12 protein-coding genes and 1 pseudogene are annotated in these 14,811 nt (G+C 39.4%); 3 read left to right on the plus strand and 10 right to left on the minus strand.

Annotated elements, in window-relative coordinates; all coding sequences use genetic code 11:
• Position 1: 1 nt before the first annotated feature.
• The 7 genes and pseudogenes from MTN97_RS14040 to MTN97_RS14070 form a co-directional block, all read right to left on the minus strand.
• Positions 2–754, minus strand: a complete 753-nt coding sequence (locus MTN97_RS14040) for a DUF3450 domain-containing protein (protein ID WP_248474663.1) — start codon at positions 752–754, stop codon at positions 2–4.
• Between the two features lie 223 nt (positions 755–977).
• Positions 978–1,598, minus strand: coding sequence for a DsbA family protein (locus tag MTN97_RS14045; protein ID WP_248474664.1), 621 nt, complete (start codon positions 1,596–1,598; stop codon positions 978–980).
• A pseudogene (locus MTN97_RS14050) lies at positions 1,576–2,167 on the minus strand (GGDEF domain-containing protein); the annotation flags it as partial. The gene MTN97_RS14045 and the pseudogene MTN97_RS14050, both read right to left, overlap by 23 nt.
• Positions 2,168–2,250: 83 nt before the next feature.
• The gene (locus tag MTN97_RS14055) at positions 2,251–4,140 is read right to left on the minus strand and encodes a methyl-accepting chemotaxis protein (protein WP_248474665.1); all 1,890 of its coding nucleotides are present in this window, start codon (positions 4,138–4,140) and stop codon (positions 2,251–2,253) included.
• Between the two features lie 267 nt (positions 4,141–4,407).
• Positions 4,408–4,923, minus strand: coding sequence for an RNA methyltransferase (locus MTN97_RS14060; RefSeq protein ID WP_064663205.1), 516 nt, complete (start codon positions 4,921–4,923; stop codon positions 4,408–4,410).
• Positions 4,923–5,435, minus strand: coding sequence for a YcgN family cysteine cluster protein (locus MTN97_RS14065; protein WP_076922781.1), 513 nt, complete (start codon positions 5,433–5,435; stop codon positions 4,923–4,925). The genes MTN97_RS14060 and MTN97_RS14065 overlap by 1 nt, the downstream gene beginning before the upstream one ends.
• Positions 5,436–5,531: 96 nt before the next feature.
• Positions 5,532–7,349, minus strand: coding sequence for a DUF885 domain-containing protein (locus tag MTN97_RS14070; protein ID WP_248474666.1), 1,818 nt, complete (start codon positions 7,347–7,349; stop codon positions 5,532–5,534).
• A gap of 159 nt (positions 7,350–7,508) precedes the next feature.
• Here MTN97_RS14070 and MTN97_RS14075 point away from each other — a divergent pair, with 159 nt between their 5' ends.
• On the plus strand, positions 7,509–8,780 hold the full coding sequence (locus MTN97_RS14075) for an amidohydrolase family protein (protein ID WP_248474675.1): 1,272 nt from the start codon (positions 7,509–7,511) through the stop codon (positions 8,778–8,780).
• A gap of 294 nt (positions 8,781–9,074) precedes the next feature.
• Positions 9,075–11,495: a TonB-dependent siderophore receptor gene (locus MTN97_RS14080; RefSeq protein ID WP_248474667.1), complete on the plus strand. Its 2,421-nt coding sequence runs from the start codon at positions 9,075–9,077 to the stop codon at positions 11,493–11,495.
• A 70-nt stretch (positions 11,496–11,565) separates the two neighbouring features.
• On the opposite strand, the gene adhP is transcribed toward MTN97_RS14080, so the two are convergent.
• Positions 11,566–12,576 (minus strand): alcohol dehydrogenase AdhP, encoded by a 1,011-nt coding sequence (adhP, locus tag MTN97_RS14085; protein ID WP_076923224.1) that lies wholly within the window; start codon positions 12,574–12,576, stop codon positions 11,566–11,568.
• Between the two features lie 217 nt (positions 12,577–12,793).
• Between adhP and MTN97_RS14090 the strand changes: the two genes are divergently transcribed.
• Positions 12,794–13,342, plus strand: coding sequence for a GbsR/MarR family transcriptional regulator (locus MTN97_RS14090; protein ID WP_013463314.1), 549 nt, complete (start codon positions 12,794–12,796; stop codon positions 13,340–13,342).
• Positions 13,343–13,390: 48 nt separating this feature from the next.
• Here the strand turns inward: MTN97_RS14090 and MTN97_RS14095 are convergent, their stop codons facing one another.
• Together MTN97_RS14095 and MTN97_RS14100 are read right to left on the minus strand one after the other, a co-directional pair.
• Positions 13,391–14,407, minus strand: coding sequence for a lytic transglycosylase domain-containing protein (locus MTN97_RS14095; RefSeq protein ID WP_016900168.1), 1,017 nt, complete (start codon positions 14,405–14,407; stop codon positions 13,391–13,393).
• Positions 14,400–14,681: a YcgL domain-containing protein gene (locus MTN97_RS14100; RefSeq protein ID WP_076920217.1), complete on the minus strand. Its 282-nt coding sequence runs from the start codon at positions 14,679–14,681 to the stop codon at positions 14,400–14,402. The genes MTN97_RS14095 and MTN97_RS14100 overlap by 8 nt, the downstream gene beginning before the upstream one ends.
• Between the last annotated feature and the right edge of the window lie 130 nt (positions 14,682–14,811).

The following is a 14,811-nucleotide window of genomic DNA, read 5'->3' on the forward strand; positions in this document are numbered from 1 at the left end:
CTTATTCTGCAGCATGAATTGGCAGTGTTAACATATCGGGGGCTAGTTGTTTGCGAGCAATGCGAAGCCCTTTATTAATTTGGCTAATGGTTGAATCAGGCAGTGCAACAAACGACTGTGATTTTTGATCCCAACTACCTGCTTGTTTGCCATCGCGGGTAAGGTAAATTAGCTCTAAACGGCCAATGCGCAGAAAGTCGACTTCACGTTCTTTATTGTCCACATCAAGCAATGCGGTATACGCTTCAATAGTGCGTCCGTAGTCAACCTCAACTTGATAAGCCTCTAAGACACGACGAAATTTTTCACTTGATGTAATATCAGCGCGATCCATCATTGCATTTAATGATGCAAGACGCTGCTTTCGCTCTTGCTTTAAAAACGGCACGTCTAAGGCAACAAACTGTTCAAGCCCAGTGATCATACGAAGCATTAAAGGGGTTATTTGGCGCTCAATAATCGATACTTGATCCATCGATAAATTAAGCGATTCCATCTCTTCTATTTGATTATTTAACTGTTTGGTAAGCTGTGCGTTATAAACGGCTAAACCATCTATTTCTTTATTTAGGGTTTTGAATTGCTGTAAACGCCCTTGCATTGAATCTGCAATCTTGTCTATTTTTGTTTGTGATTGCGCAGCTAAATTATTAATTTCGCTGCTTTTATCAATTACCGTGTTTAAATCATTGGCGTGGACTGCTGCACTTGCGGCTACAATACCAGCTAAAATTAATGGTTTAACGCCTTTCATCGTATACACCTTTGCTCGTTAATTAGCGGATTTGCTAGTGTTTATTAATCGCTTTAGCTCGTTTATAAAAAACAATTTAAAGCGAGATAGTTTCAATGAGCGAAAGTGTATAGATTAAAAATGACAAGCGTGTTGCGTAAAAAAGTCGCTTTTATGACAACGGTAATAAATTAGCCTTATTGGCCTATTTTACAATTCAGGGATGAAAATAGTGGGATTAAGTTTACAGGTAGGATTGTATTTCAATCAGGGTTTGTCGCCAATCTGTGTAGTTAATAGCAATAGGGTAAGCGCGATTGTTATGTATTAATACTAACGACGGAAAACCTTGAATAGGTAAACTGCGAACATAGTTAAGCTCATCATCAAAGCGACGCTTAAGTTCCTTAGAGTGTAACTGCTGAGTAAATAAACAGGGATCTAAACCAATTTTTTCGCTCAGTTTAATTAAAACCGCTTCATCCGATGGGTTTTGTGCCTGTAAATAATATGCCTGCTGTATTGCCGCTATCATCTGTGGTTCTTTGTTGAAGCTGCGGGCAATTAAAGCGGCCCTGCAAGAGGGATAGGTAGAACGGCGAGGTTGGCAGTCTCGCCAAAAATCAAAGTTAAACTCTGTGCCTAACTGGCTGCTAATTTTTTGCCATATGGCTTGTAGTTGCAACTGCATATCCTGACTCATTGGCAAGTCAGTATCTGCAGCTAAACCACCCACTCTGTATTCAATGGGAAGTTTGTTTACCAAGGCAGCCTCAAGCTTTTGCCAAGTCGGTGCATAACCCCAGCACCAGCTACACATAGGGTCGTGTACATATATTAATTTACTCTGAGGCGTGTTGATCATGTACAGATACCACCTTATTTCTACCTTGCGCCTTAGCGCTGTATAAATACTGATCCGCTTGCTTTAACGCATTATTATAATCATCTACACTGTTAGTCTGAGCAATACCCATACTACACGTTAATGATACTCGCTGATGTTTGTCGGTTAGCGTCACATGGTTTTGCACACATTCTGTAAAAACGGTTGGCCAAAATGCTGGCCTCAAGGGTTGTTTGTTGCGGTAAAATAACCACAAACTCTTCGCCGCCATAACGTGCTTTAAGCGCTGTTGCAGGAAACTGAGACTCTAATAACTTAGTAAATTCAATTAAAACCGTATCACCAAAATCATGTCCGTAGGTGTCGTTTAATTGTTTAAACTTATCTAAATCAATGAGTAAAATAGACAGCGGTAAATAATGCGCTGGCCGTGAAGCAGCAAGCTTTAAAAAATGTGAGGTAATAAAGCGACGATTAGGCGCCCCGGTAAGCTGATCGGTATGAGCATGCTGTTTTTGCTCTAAGGTGATATCAGCAATTGCTAAATGACTGCGGTGACGAAAATATTCACTTATAAACGAAAATACTTGGCGTTGTTTATCAAAGCTATAAACGCTGTCAATATTGATTAAATTGAGCCAGCTTGGCTTATTTATTTTTGTTTTACTGATCATACTTTGAATTTTTTAACCATGCGCTCTAAGTCACTAAATTGATGCTTAAGTTTGGTACACTCTTCCAAAGTAAGATTTAGGTTTGATTGGCCTTGAATCGATAAGTCGCTGATAACGTGAATATCACTATGTAATGACTTAACGACTTGGTTTTGCTCATCCGTAGCATTAGCGACACTATGATTAGCGTCGGTTATTTGCTTTATCGCGCTGATTATTTGTTTCATTACATCGCCAACCGCATCCGCTTGCTGAACACTTTTTTCACTTTCTTCTAAACTGGTTTTCATAAGCTCAACGGCAGAGCTTGAACCTTTTTGTAATTCAATGACGGTGTTTTCTATTTCTTGGGTTGATTGCTGAGTACGCTGTGCTAGTTGCCTTACTTCATCGGCAACAACCGCAAATCCTCTTCCCGCTTCACCAGCACGAGCCGCTTCTATCGCCGCATTTAAAGCCAGCAAATTGGTTTGCTCACTCACCCCTTTTATTACTGCCAATACATTTCCTATATTAGCGGTATGCGAGTCTAAACTATTTATGGTTTCTTGCGCTTGCTCTATATTTTGTGACAGTTGATGAATACTTGAAACGTTGTTTGTGAGGGTCTGTTGATTTTTAGCACAGTATTGATCTGCATCTTTGGCAAGCGTCGAGGCATTACTGGCGCTGGTTGAAATTTCTGTTGAGGTAGCTGAAAACTGATTAATTGCCGACGCCACACTGTTGGTGCGCTCACTTTGGTCATCATACATAGTTAATGTTGAGTCTGTCTGCGTAACCAATTTAGCAACTGCCGTTTCCAGTAACTGCGTTGAAGATTTAACCTGAATTATTGAATTTTGGATTTTTTCTATAAAAATATTAAACGAATTGCTCAATTGACCAAATTCGTCATCGTTTTCTACGCTTAACCGACAGGTTAAATCGCCCTCACCCTGCGCTATATCTCTAATGGCATCATTGAGACGATACATAGGGCGCATCAAATAACGCAGTAAAAATTCCAGTGACGCAACAATCACTAAAATACCAATAATTAAAAATACAATTGCCTTTTGCCCAAACGAAGAAACACTTGAATACGCTTTATCTTTATTGACTACTACACCTAAATACCAATCAACGTTTTCAATACCACGAATTTTAGTAAAGGATACCAGCGAGGTTTCACCTGCTACTTGATACTCGGTGAATTCTCTTGCTAACGGTGCATTTTTACCAATTAAGTCAGCGACTGTTTTTGAATTTAATTTACTATCAGGGTGACTTAATATTTGCCCTTTATTATCAAGCAAAAAACCATAACCGAGTCCTAAAAAATCAATATCTCCAATAATTTCAGCGACGGTTTGCATATCAATATCTGCCCCCGCTACCCCTTTAAATTGACCATCACTATTAATAGGGGCAACCGCAGAAATTGTCAGTTCGTTGGTCGTTACATCGATATAAGGCGTTGTAAAAGCCGTTGTTGTTTTATTTTCTACTAATTTATACCAAGGGCGACTTGTCGCGTCAAAATCGCTGGGGAGTACAACACTTTGATCATTTAAAATAAATGTACCCGATGATTTACCTATGTAGGTATTTTTAAAATCCCCCGCAAGCTCAGCGGTATTTAATTGCGAAAGCGTTAAAGACTTGGCATCGTCATCTTGGTATGTTTTTGCGATAGAGATCACAATCGCTAATTTATTATTTAGCCAGCTTGCAATATTTTTAGAGACAGACTCAGAGTTTTGCTCTAGTACCAGCGATAACTGCTCTTGAGTTTGATGCCGCATTGAAAAATAATTATTTATGGTGAAAACACCTAAAACTAAAACTAACACTAATGATGCAGCAATGGTGATTTTGGAGGTGAATTTAAGCGAGCTAAACATAAGTACCTTAAGTATTAATCATTATTATCAGTGTCTTTTTAACAAATTTTTAACTGAATGTCTTAGCAAATATGATTTCAATGAAATTAAAGAACAAAAATAATAATAAATACTGAGATATGTAACGTCTAGGGCGGTGATAAATTAAGCTTTCTTATTATAACAAAGCGCTATTTAACCTGATTAAAATTAGTTAAATAGCTGACATCGACAGATTATGTTTTCATTTACATTTAGCAAGGGATAAACCTTAAACAGCAAATATGTTTAAGGTTGTTTTTGCCATTTCATTTTATTATTGGTATCGCGTGAAGTGATAATGGTTTCATCACTACTTTGAATACCGCCAAGCTTGGCGAGTCGGTCATAAAGAACAACATTACAGGTTGCTGCTAAATTCATACAGCCTATGGTTGGAATATAAACAACTTCATCACACCACTTTAAAACGTCTTTTGGCACTGAACCATCCTCTGGGCCGAAAACATAAAATGCGTTCTCAGGGTGGGTAAACTCAGGCAAGGGAGTCGCCCCTTCTATTAGCTCTATCACCACCACTTTAGCACCTTCAGGTTTACTTGATGCTAAATTATCAGTGGCGGTTAATGGAATACGTTGCACTACATTTTTAGTATCGGTATGAAATTTCTGTGCGTTTAAATAACGGTTGCCAGTAAAAAAAACCTGCTGTGCGTCATAACAGCCTGCAGCGCGTAATACGCCCCCCACGTTGGTCGGGCTTTTAGGATTAATTAAACCAATACTTGCTTGTAATTTACTCATTAGTTGCAATCCTTGGTTGGCCACTCGGCTATATACAAATCAAAATCTTCTAGCTTTACGTCACAGTCTTTTACGGTTTTATCTTTAACAGAAATGTTTAGCTCGTGCATTTTAGTTTTATCGCCGTTATTAAGTAACGGATGCCACGTTGCTAATCCACGTCCTTCGTGAAGTCGGCGATAGCTGCAGCTTTGCGGCATAAAGAAAATGTCTTTGAGGTTTTCTTTGGTAAGCTTAACGCAAGAAGGCACTAAGGTTTGGCGGTTTTCGTATTCACTACAACCACAGGTTGCATTATCAAGGTATTGGCAAACAATATTGGTAAATATAAGTTGCTCACCTTCTCTTAGCTGATCGGTGGCGGTAAAGTCATCTTCGTCTTCGCTGTCAATAAAGGTGTTTAAACAACACTTTCCGCATCCGTCACAAATGGCTTCCCATTCTTGCTGGTTCATTTCATTGAGATTTTTGCTAAGCCAAAATTGGGTTTTTGCTAATTGTTGATCAAACATGGTGTTCTCGCGCCTTTTAAGAGCGCGCATTCTAACGTATTGCAGCAAAGCGCGCAAAGCCAATCCCTGTTCAAATAATGACTTTGCGCGATTATGTTACTGCTGAGATTTAACCCAACGTTTAATTTTTTGCTCTAAGATAGGCATAGGCAATGCGCCATCTATTAATATTTGCGTATGAAAGGCTTTAATATCAAATTGCTCACCTAACTGCTGGTGGGCGTAATCTCTGAGCTCTTTAATTTTAAACTCACCTAATTTGTACGATAATGCTTGCCCAGGCCATGCGATATAGCGCTCAACTTCAGCAATAACATCACTTTTTGCCATTGAAGAATTTGCTAGCATGTAATCAATGCCCTGTTGACGTGTCCAACCTTTGGCATGAAAACCTGTATCAAGCACTAATCGCATCGCTCTTAACTGCTCATCGTTAAGACGCCCATACCACATATACGGATCGGTAAATAAGCCAAGCTCTTTGCCAAGACTCTCTGCGTATAATGCCCAGCCCTCAGCAAACACAGTGTAGCCGCCAAATTTACGAAAATCGGGCAGGCTTTCCACTTCTTGTTGCAGTGCAATTTGAAAGTGATGACCTGGTGCTGCTTCATGAATAGATAGCGTTTCAAGTAAAAATTTAGGCTGCGCTTTTAAGTTGTAAGCATTAATGTAAAAGATACCCGGACGAGAACCATCTGGTGCAGGCCCTGCATACGACGCTCCTGCAGCCGATTGCGCACGATAGGCTTCAACCGCTTTAACAACATAAGGAGCCTTAGGCTCAATATTAAATAACTTTGGTAAGCGAGCGTCTATTTTTACTTTAATTTGTTCATAGGCGGCAATTAACTCATCGGCTGTTTTATAATAAAACTCATCTGAGTCACGTAAGTGGTTAAAAAAGGCTGATAATTCTCCTTTAAATCCCACGGTATTTTTAACCGTTTTCATTTCACTTAAAATTCGAGACACTTCACGTAAGCCAATGTCATGAATTTCATCCGCTGATAAACTTAATGTAGTATTTTTCTTTATTTGGTAGTCGTACCACGCTTTACCGTTGGGTAAATCAGCATAACCAACAGAATCGCGGGCATAAGGAATATAATCGTTAAGTAAGAAATCGCTCATTCGCTGATAAGCAGGCACTAATTTATCTAAAATAAGCGTTTTATACTGCTCAGTGAGTTGCTGTTTTTGTGCATTAGAAAATGAGTCGGGCATGGCCTTTATTGGTGAATAAAATAATGAATCTTCTGCGTTAGTTACTACGTGCACTTTAAACTGAGGCAATAATTTTTTAGCCAATGGCATAGGCAATACCACGCCTTGTTTAACGCCTTGCGCCATTGATTGTTCAACACTTGCAAGCCATTTAACGAAACCATCAGCACGTTTAATAAATTGCTCATAGTCGGCAACAGTATTAAAGGGCTGTGCACTTTGCCCTGAACCAAATCCAGCAAAGGTATTATGTGCTCCCGACATTTGGTTAATCGGTAACAAATAATCTTTATATTGCATGCCCTCAAGCTTCAGGGCTAAATCTCGGGATAATACTTCAAAATTCAGTAGCGCTTGACCGGTCAGTTGTGATTCATCAATCAGCGTTAAGCGTTGTTGATATTTTTTGTAAAATGCGGCTTTTTTATCGCGATTAAGCTGCGATATTTCAGGCAAAAATTGATCATCAAATTCATGGCGGCCATTATAAGTAGCGCTTAAGGGATTAAAGGTTAATGACTCATCGTAGTACTGAGCAACGAGCACATCTAATTGCTGCTCGGCTGATAATTCGCTTATTACAGGTGCGACCGGCTGATTTGTGTTTAATTGTGAGCTGGTGCTCATACAACCACTTAAGGCAAACATAACGCTACTGGCAACCAGTGCTATTTTAGTAACTTTCATAAAGATCCTTGTTAGTTTTTACCTGCCAATTATGCGGTTTTAAATGCCTTAAATAAAGCAATTACGGTGAGTGGGATTCGTCGCTAAATAATTTACTCAATAGCTAATGATTGCTACATTCAGGTAAATTTAAATAATTAAATAATAAAAATGATCAAAATAACAAAACATTTACTAACTACATCAATCGCATTACTGAGCTTAACCAGCGCAAGTACACTGGCAACCACCTATATATCGGCCAAAGCTTTGCTTGATGTAAAAACTGGAGAGCTAAAAGCTAATCCGTTAATCGCGATTGACGAGGGTGTAATAAGCCAAATCCAATTTAATAAAAAGCCAACGCTTACCAGTAATGATGAACTGATTAACCTACCTGAACTCACCGTAATGCCGGGGTTGATGGATATGCATGTGCATTTAACCAGCGATCCAACCGTTTCGCGCAGTGAACGTATAGGCCAATCAGTACCGCGTATGGCTATTAAAGCCAGTTACTTTGCTAAAAAAACATTAGAAGCCGGCTTTACCACAGTGCGTAACCTAGGTGCAGAAGGCTTTAGTGTTATTGCGGTTCGCGACGGCATTAATGCAGGTGATATTATTGGCCCTCGCATCTGGGCTGCAGGCCCTTCTTTGGGGATTACTGGCGGACACTGTGACAATAATCGTTTGCCTCCAGAAATGAAATATACCGCCTCGGGGGTTGCTGATGGCCCATGGGCTGTTCGCATTAAAGTACGTGAAAATATTAAATATGGCGCTAATGCAATTAAATTATGTGCAACTGGTGGGGTATTTTCTAAAGGCACAAAGGTGGGCATACAACAATACGCATTTGAAGAAATGAAAGCCATTGTGGATGAAGCGCACATGCGAGAATTACCTGTTGCGGCTCACGCACACGGCACTAACGGCATTAAAACAGCCATTAAAGCCGGTGTAGACAGCGTAGAGCATGCTAGCTTTTTAGACGATGAAGCAATCGCGCTTGCAAAAGAGCATGGAACTTGGCTTTCTATGGATATTTATAATACAGAGTATACGCTGAGCTTTGGTGAGCAAAATGGTGTTGATGAAGAAAACCTAAATAAGGAACGTCTGGTATCAAAAAAACAACGCGATAGTTTTAAACGCGCTGTTGAAGCGGGGGTAAACATGGTGTTTGGTACTGACGCAGCAATTTATCCACATGGTAATAATGCCAAACAGTTTTCCCGTATGGTTGAATTTGGTATGAGTGAATTACAAGCTATTCAAGCCGCGACCATTAATAGTGCTAAATTATTAAAGGCAGATTCACAACTGGGGCAAATTAAAACCGGTTTTGCTGCTGATATTATAGCGGTGAGTGCTAACCCACTTAAAAATATTTCTACACTAGAGCGTATCCCTTTTGTAATGAAAGCCGGTGTCGTTTACAAGCAGTAAACCCGATACATCTTTATAAGGTTGAGCTCAGCTCAACCTTAACAATTTTTTAGCTAATGTAGCTAAACTGCCCATTTAATCATCAACACTTTTTTTAAATTCTCTCTTGGTAAAGCCAACTAGCGACTGCAATACCCCGTTAATATTTTTAAATGTGATTGTTTTTAAATCACATTGTATAACTATCAAGCAAACACACCCATTAAAGTAAAAAAGTTTGAACTTTTTATTTTATTTTAAAATGATAATCATTATCATTCACGCAAATTAACAAATGCGAATGGTTATCAGTTTATGAAAAGGTTTCAATACTCTCTCCTCACTCTAGCGTGCTTAAACGCAAGTTTAGCAATGGCTAACGAGTCACAAGTTAATTCAGATATTGAACGAATTAGCGTTTATGAGCAACAAAACCGAGTAGTGATGAATTCAGGTTTAGCGACTAAATCAGACATGTCACTAATGGAAACCCCTGCACCCGTGGTTATTGTTGATAAAGCACTGATTGAATCACAAGGTATTGATAGTCTTCAGGATGTGATCCGCAATGTGAGTGGCCTAACGCAAGCCGGTAATAACTATGGCATTGGTGACAACTTAGTTATTCGTGGCTTGGGCGCTAATTATACCTATGATGGCATGTATGGCGGCGCAGGCTTAGGCAATACCTTTAATCCAACGCGTTCTTTAGCCAATGTTGATTCGATTGAAGTGTTAAAGGGTCCTGCAACTGGACTGTATGGTATGGGTAGTGCCGGTGGTGTGATCAACCTGATTGAAAAAAAACCACAGTTTAACGAGCAACATACCCTAGAAATGGATATCGGTCAGTGGGATAGTTATTCGCTTGCACTCGATAGCACCAATGCACTAACTGATGATTTAGCTTATCGAGTAATGGCCAAAACCGCCTCTAGTGATGGCTTTCGTGATTTAAAAAAACAACGTGATGAAATTTACTCGTCTTTAAAATATGTGCTTAATGACCAACAATCTTTTGTATTGTCTGGGGCATATATTAAAGACGCTATTGCAGTGGATTCTATTGGCCACCCTATTCGTATTTTTAACAGTGAATCGGTTAACGGTTTAACTGCTGGTGAAGTATCAGGCGCCGATTTAGTGAATGACCCTACAGCAAGTGGCTTACAATTGAGTGAAGTACAACGAGATGAACTAGCTAACTCTTTGGCAAGCAATGATGGTTTAACACCCTTTAACTTTGGCACCAATGGCATAATATCACCGATGGCAAAGGATAACGAAGGAGAAGAGCTGCGTTTTAAATTAGCCCATAATTATTACATTAGTGATGATTTATTTTTAAATCAACAGCTACAGTACCGTAATTACATCTCAAGTTTTGCCCGCCAAACAGGTGCTTACAACTACGTTTACTGGAAACGTAACGGCGTGATCAACCAAGACCCACGCGCACCGCTAGTTGTTGATGACGTGTTATACCCTTTTGCAGCCAGACGCCAAGAGTATCGCCAAGTAGAAGCAGATGAGAAATCATGGCAATACTTTTTAGATTTACGTTATGACTTTATGCTGGGCAATATAGAAAACGAATTACTGGTTAATGCCAACTACGAAGACCGTGATATTCGTTTTAAACAATATTCAATTTATGATGCCGATAAGGTCATTAAAAACAAAGCCGGTGAAGTGATTTATCAAGGTGCACTACCGTATATTTTTGATATACGCCAGCCAAATTGGCCAACGGATGAATTTGCTGATTATGATCCGCTTAAAACCAGTGATTACAATAAAAAAGTACAAGCATGGGGGGTAGGCCTTCAGCATGTTGCCTACATTAACGATAAAATCACCACCCGTATTGGGATTGCTCATAATCGTATTAAACAAAGTTACGAGCACTTTGGTGTTGACCCTCGTTATAGCAAAAGCCGCGCAAATCCAACGCCAGAAGCAAATACCTCAGACAGTGGTTTAACGTATAACCTAGGTGCTACTTATCAAGTAAACGCTGATATGGCTTTGTTTTTAAATCACTCAAAAGGTCGTACTGCCTACAGTGTACTTGGCTCTGTTGCTGGTAATGAAGCCGATAGAGAAGACTCAGAATCTGTTAGTAACGATTTAGGATTTCGTTTTAAAGCGTTTGATGACCAATTACTGGCTTCAATTGTAGTATTTGAAAGTGCACGTACAAACCTAGAGTACGCCAACCCACTTTATGAAGCAGGCGTGTCTGCACCAAACGTAGTGGAGAGCTTCTTTGATGGTGAAGAACAAACCAAAGGTGTAGAAATTGACTTAAATGCGTATTTGAACGATCAATGGAAAGTTAACTTCAACGGTGTTTATCAAGATGCTAGAGATAAAACTAACCCAAACAGCACAAGCTTTGATACTCGCCAAAAAGGCGTGCCTTATGTAACTGCTAGCTCATGGGTAACTTACTCTGCGGCGTTATTTGAATTACCTCACGCAGTAGATTTAAGCGCAGGCTTAACGTTTGTTGATAAGCGCAGTACTAACTCAAGTTCGTTCGGTATTGATAACGGCTACGTCCCTGCTTATACCGTGTATGATGCTGCAGTTAGCTATAAAGCAGACAACTGGCAAATGCAATTAAACATTAATAACCTGTTTAATAAAAAATACTATTCTAAAGCCATGTTTTTAGGCGGAATGCCAGGTGAAGAACGTAATGCAAAGCTAAGCTTTAGTTACACACTTTAATAGTTTAATAATTTAAAAAGCACGGTATTTCAATTGAGATACCGTGCTTTTTTCATGTAAAAACTTAATATTAAATCGTAACAACTATGCGGCCGTTTATTTCGCCTTTAAGCATGTCATCAAAAATTTCATTAATATCTTCAAGCTTTTTCTCTTCAATGATGGCTTTTACTTTGCCTTGCGCAGCAAATTCAAGACATTCTTGCAGGTCTTTGCGCGTACCTACAATAGAACCTACTACTGAAACACCATTCAATACGGTATCAAAAATTGGCAGTGGCATGTCTTCAGGTGGTAAACCAACTAATACACATTTACCCCCACGACGAACACTTTTATACGCTTGTTCAAACCCAGGTTTTGATACTGCTGTACAAACAACAGCATGCGCGCCACCTACTTGCTCAAAAATAGCCTCACTGGGCACCACTTCTTTAAAATCAAGCGTAATATCAGCACCCAACTCTTTAGCTAGCGCCATTTTCTCTTTACCAGTATCTACCGCAATAACATTAAAGCCCATTGCTTTTGCATATTGCACTGCTAAGTGCCCTAAGCCACCCACACCAACAATAGCAACCCATTGACCCGGTTTTGCATCTGATACTTTTAATGCTTTATACGTTGTTACGCCGGCACAGAATAACGGGGCAGCTTCAGCAAAGCCTAATCCATCCGGTATTTTGATGATGTAATCACCATGTGCTAAACAATATTCTGCATAACCACCGTCAATTGAGTAACCGGTATTATGTTGCGATAAACACAGGGTTTCACGTCCATCTAAACAAAATTCACAATGGCCACAGGCGCTATACAACCAAGGTACACCCACTCGGTCGCCCACTTCTAAATGTTTAATATTACTGCCTAGTTTTTCTATTACACCCACACCTTCGTGACCTGGTACCAATGGCATTTTTGGTTTTACCGGCCAATCACCATGACACGCATGTAAATCGGTGTGACATACACCACAAGCGGCTATTTTAACCAGCACATCGTTAGGACCTACCTCTGGGATTGGTAAATCGGTGATCGCTAACTTGCCTTTATATTCTGTATTTATTGCTGCTTTCATAGTCATTCCATCGTTTATAAAAAATTTATGCTATTTAACAAAGGCGTTAAACAACAATGTCATGTTGCATACCCGCAACATAACCCACTATAAATGCTTGAATATTAATCTATATCAATCATTAGTCGTAAAACGTGGTTTTTTATCCAAGCTAAACGCTTGCCATACTTAACCAGCGTGCTAGCATAGATTTCATTTATTTTTGAAACTTGTAACAATGACATTATCAGAAAAAAACTTTGCCTTTGTAATGCATTGTGGCGAGATGGGCAGCCGCTGGGGATTTAATCGTACAATCGGCCAAATGTGCGGATTACTTATTATTACCAAAGATCCAATGACGGCAAACCAAATCGCAGATGCACTGAGTATTTCACGCGGTAACGTAAGTATGGGAATTAAAGAATTACAATCTTGGCAGCTGATCAAGGTAATGCATATCCCAGGAGATAGAAAAGAATACTATGCCCCTGCAGGCGATATTTGGGATATGGCTAATCGCGTGTTTGAAGAACGTAAAAAGCGTGAAGTAGAACCTACGCTTAGCTTACTCAGAGATAACTTATTAGATGAAGCAAGTAACGACGATGAAATTTATGCACAAAAACAAATGGGCGAAATTCATAACTTACTTGAAACAGTGACTAAATGGTCGTCAGAGTTACAACGCTTAACCCCAGAGCAACTCAACAAACTAATGAAGCTAGGTTCAGGCATTGGCAAAGTCATTGACCTTAAAGATAAAATATTCAAAAAAGAGCAGTAAACCATTAAAAAAGCCGCAATGAGCGGCTTTTTAGTTATTCGCTTTAGCTTAAATTTTTGGGTAAGCAATTCTATCTGACAAATAGCCTACGCTGGTTGCAAAGTAGTATGAACGATTCCAGTGCATAAATACTTTGTAGTTATCGTATGCTAAATACATGCGTCCATTTATATCATCCGGCATCACCAGTGCTGCATCTACAGCAACCGTAGGTAAATCACTGCCATCAACACGACGAACACCTAATGCTTGCCAATCTGCTAAAGAGCGCTCTGATTTATCCCAGTACTCTAGCCATTGCTTTCGGGTTTTAGTACCGCGCTTTAATATATACTGCTTATCAAAGTCAGCGGGCAATTGTACCTGGCGACCCCAGGTTAAATTATCATTCCAACCCTCTTGCTTTAAGTAATTTGCAATTGAAGCAAACGCGTCTTCTTTGGTTGTCCAAATATCTTTGCGACCATCGTTGTTGTAATCTACAGCATAGGCATTAAATGAGGTTGGCATAAACTGGGTTTGCCCCATAGCACCCGCCCATGAGCCTTTAAATTTATCAAGCGTGATATGACCCGACTTTAATATATCCAGTGCTGCCCACAATTGGCGTTTGTATAACGCTTCACGACGTCCATCAAATGCTAAAGTTACTAAGGATGAAATAACATTGTGGCCGCCTTGAATAGCGCCAAAATTGCTTTCTAAACCCCAAATAGCCACAATAAAACGCGCTTGAACACCAAAGTCTTTTGCTACTTTTTCTAAGACTTCTTGGTTTTCTTTATACAATTTACGCGCACGATCTATTTTCCATTGCGGTACTCGTTTTGGTAAATACGTTTCCAGCGTTTCTTTTACTTCTGGCTGGTTTTTGTCTGCTGAAATGACTTTTTCTTTATAAGATGCAGTGGCAAATGCTTGCTCAATTAACTGAGTATCGTAGCCTTTTGCTATTGCCTCTTGCTTTAAATTAGTAAGATATTGTTGAAACTCAGCTTGTGTTTTTGCCATCACCGATGAGCTTAAACACACACCACACAATACAACCGCTAATTTTTTAATCACTATCTGCTCCATTTTGTTTTCTTAATTGACTTAGCAAGTTTTCCTCTGGTGGCGGAATTTGTAAATAATAGCCTTGGTCGCTAAGCGACTGTTTTAAAGTGTCTAAATCCGCTACGCCTAATTGAGTCCGCTTCGCTAAGTTAATGATCATCACGTACTGAGGTTGACCAAACATGGTCATTAAAGGTTCCGGAACTTTACTAAAATCGTCTCTTTTTTCAATAAATAAGAAAGTATCTGCTTTTTTCTTACTTTTATATACCGCAGTTAGCATTATGGCCCTATAAAATCTTGCTTAACAGTGCTACACACTATAACATGGCAATAATAATAAGTTATAAAAATTAGTGTGGAAACTGTAATAAAAGCCTTGTTCAGCCTAGGTTTATATAAAGTTACATGCT

Source organism: Pseudoalteromonas sp. 2CM36K, from assembly GCF_023161865.1.
GTDB lineage: Bacteria > Pseudomonadota > Gammaproteobacteria > Enterobacterales > Alteromonadaceae > Pseudoalteromonas > Pseudoalteromonas tetraodonis.

Bases quoted from the DNA above. Each gene is read 5' to 3' on its own strand.
- MTN97_RS14090 (WP_013463314.1), top strand. From the start codon at position 12,794: ATGACATTATCAGAAAAAAACTTTGCCTTTGTAATGCATTGTGGCGAG.
- MTN97_RS14045 (WP_248474664.1), bottom strand. From the start codon at position 1,598: ATGATCAACACGCCTCAGAGTAAATTAATATATGTACACGACCCTATG.
- adhP (WP_076923224.1), bottom strand. From the start codon at position 12,576: ATGAAAGCAGCAATAAATACAGAATATAAAGGCAAGTTAGCGATCACC.
- MTN97_RS14060 (WP_064663205.1), bottom strand. From the start codon at position 4,923: ATGAGTAAATTACAAGCAAGTATTGGTTTAATTAATCCTAAAAGCCCG.
- MTN97_RS14065 (WP_076922781.1), bottom strand. From the start codon at position 5,435: ATGTTTGATCAACAATTAGCAAAAACCCAATTTTGGCTTAGCAAAAAT.
- MTN97_RS14055 (WP_248474665.1), bottom strand. From the start codon at position 4,140: ATGTTTAGCTCGCTTAAATTCACCTCCAAAATCACCATTGCTGCATCA.
- MTN97_RS14100 (WP_076920217.1), bottom strand. From the start codon at position 14,681: ATGCTAACTGCGGTATATAAAAGTAAGAAAAAAGCAGATACTTTCTTA.
- MTN97_RS14040 (WP_248474663.1), bottom strand. From the start codon at position 754: ATGAAAGGCGTTAAACCATTAATTTTAGCTGGTATTGTAGCCGCAAGT.
- MTN97_RS14070 (WP_248474666.1), bottom strand. From the start codon at position 7,349: ATGAAAGTTACTAAAATAGCACTGGTTGCCAGTAGCGTTATGTTTGCC.
- MTN97_RS14080 (WP_248474667.1), top strand. From the start codon at position 9,075: ATGAAAAGGTTTCAATACTCTCTCCTCACTCTAGCGTGCTTAAACGCA.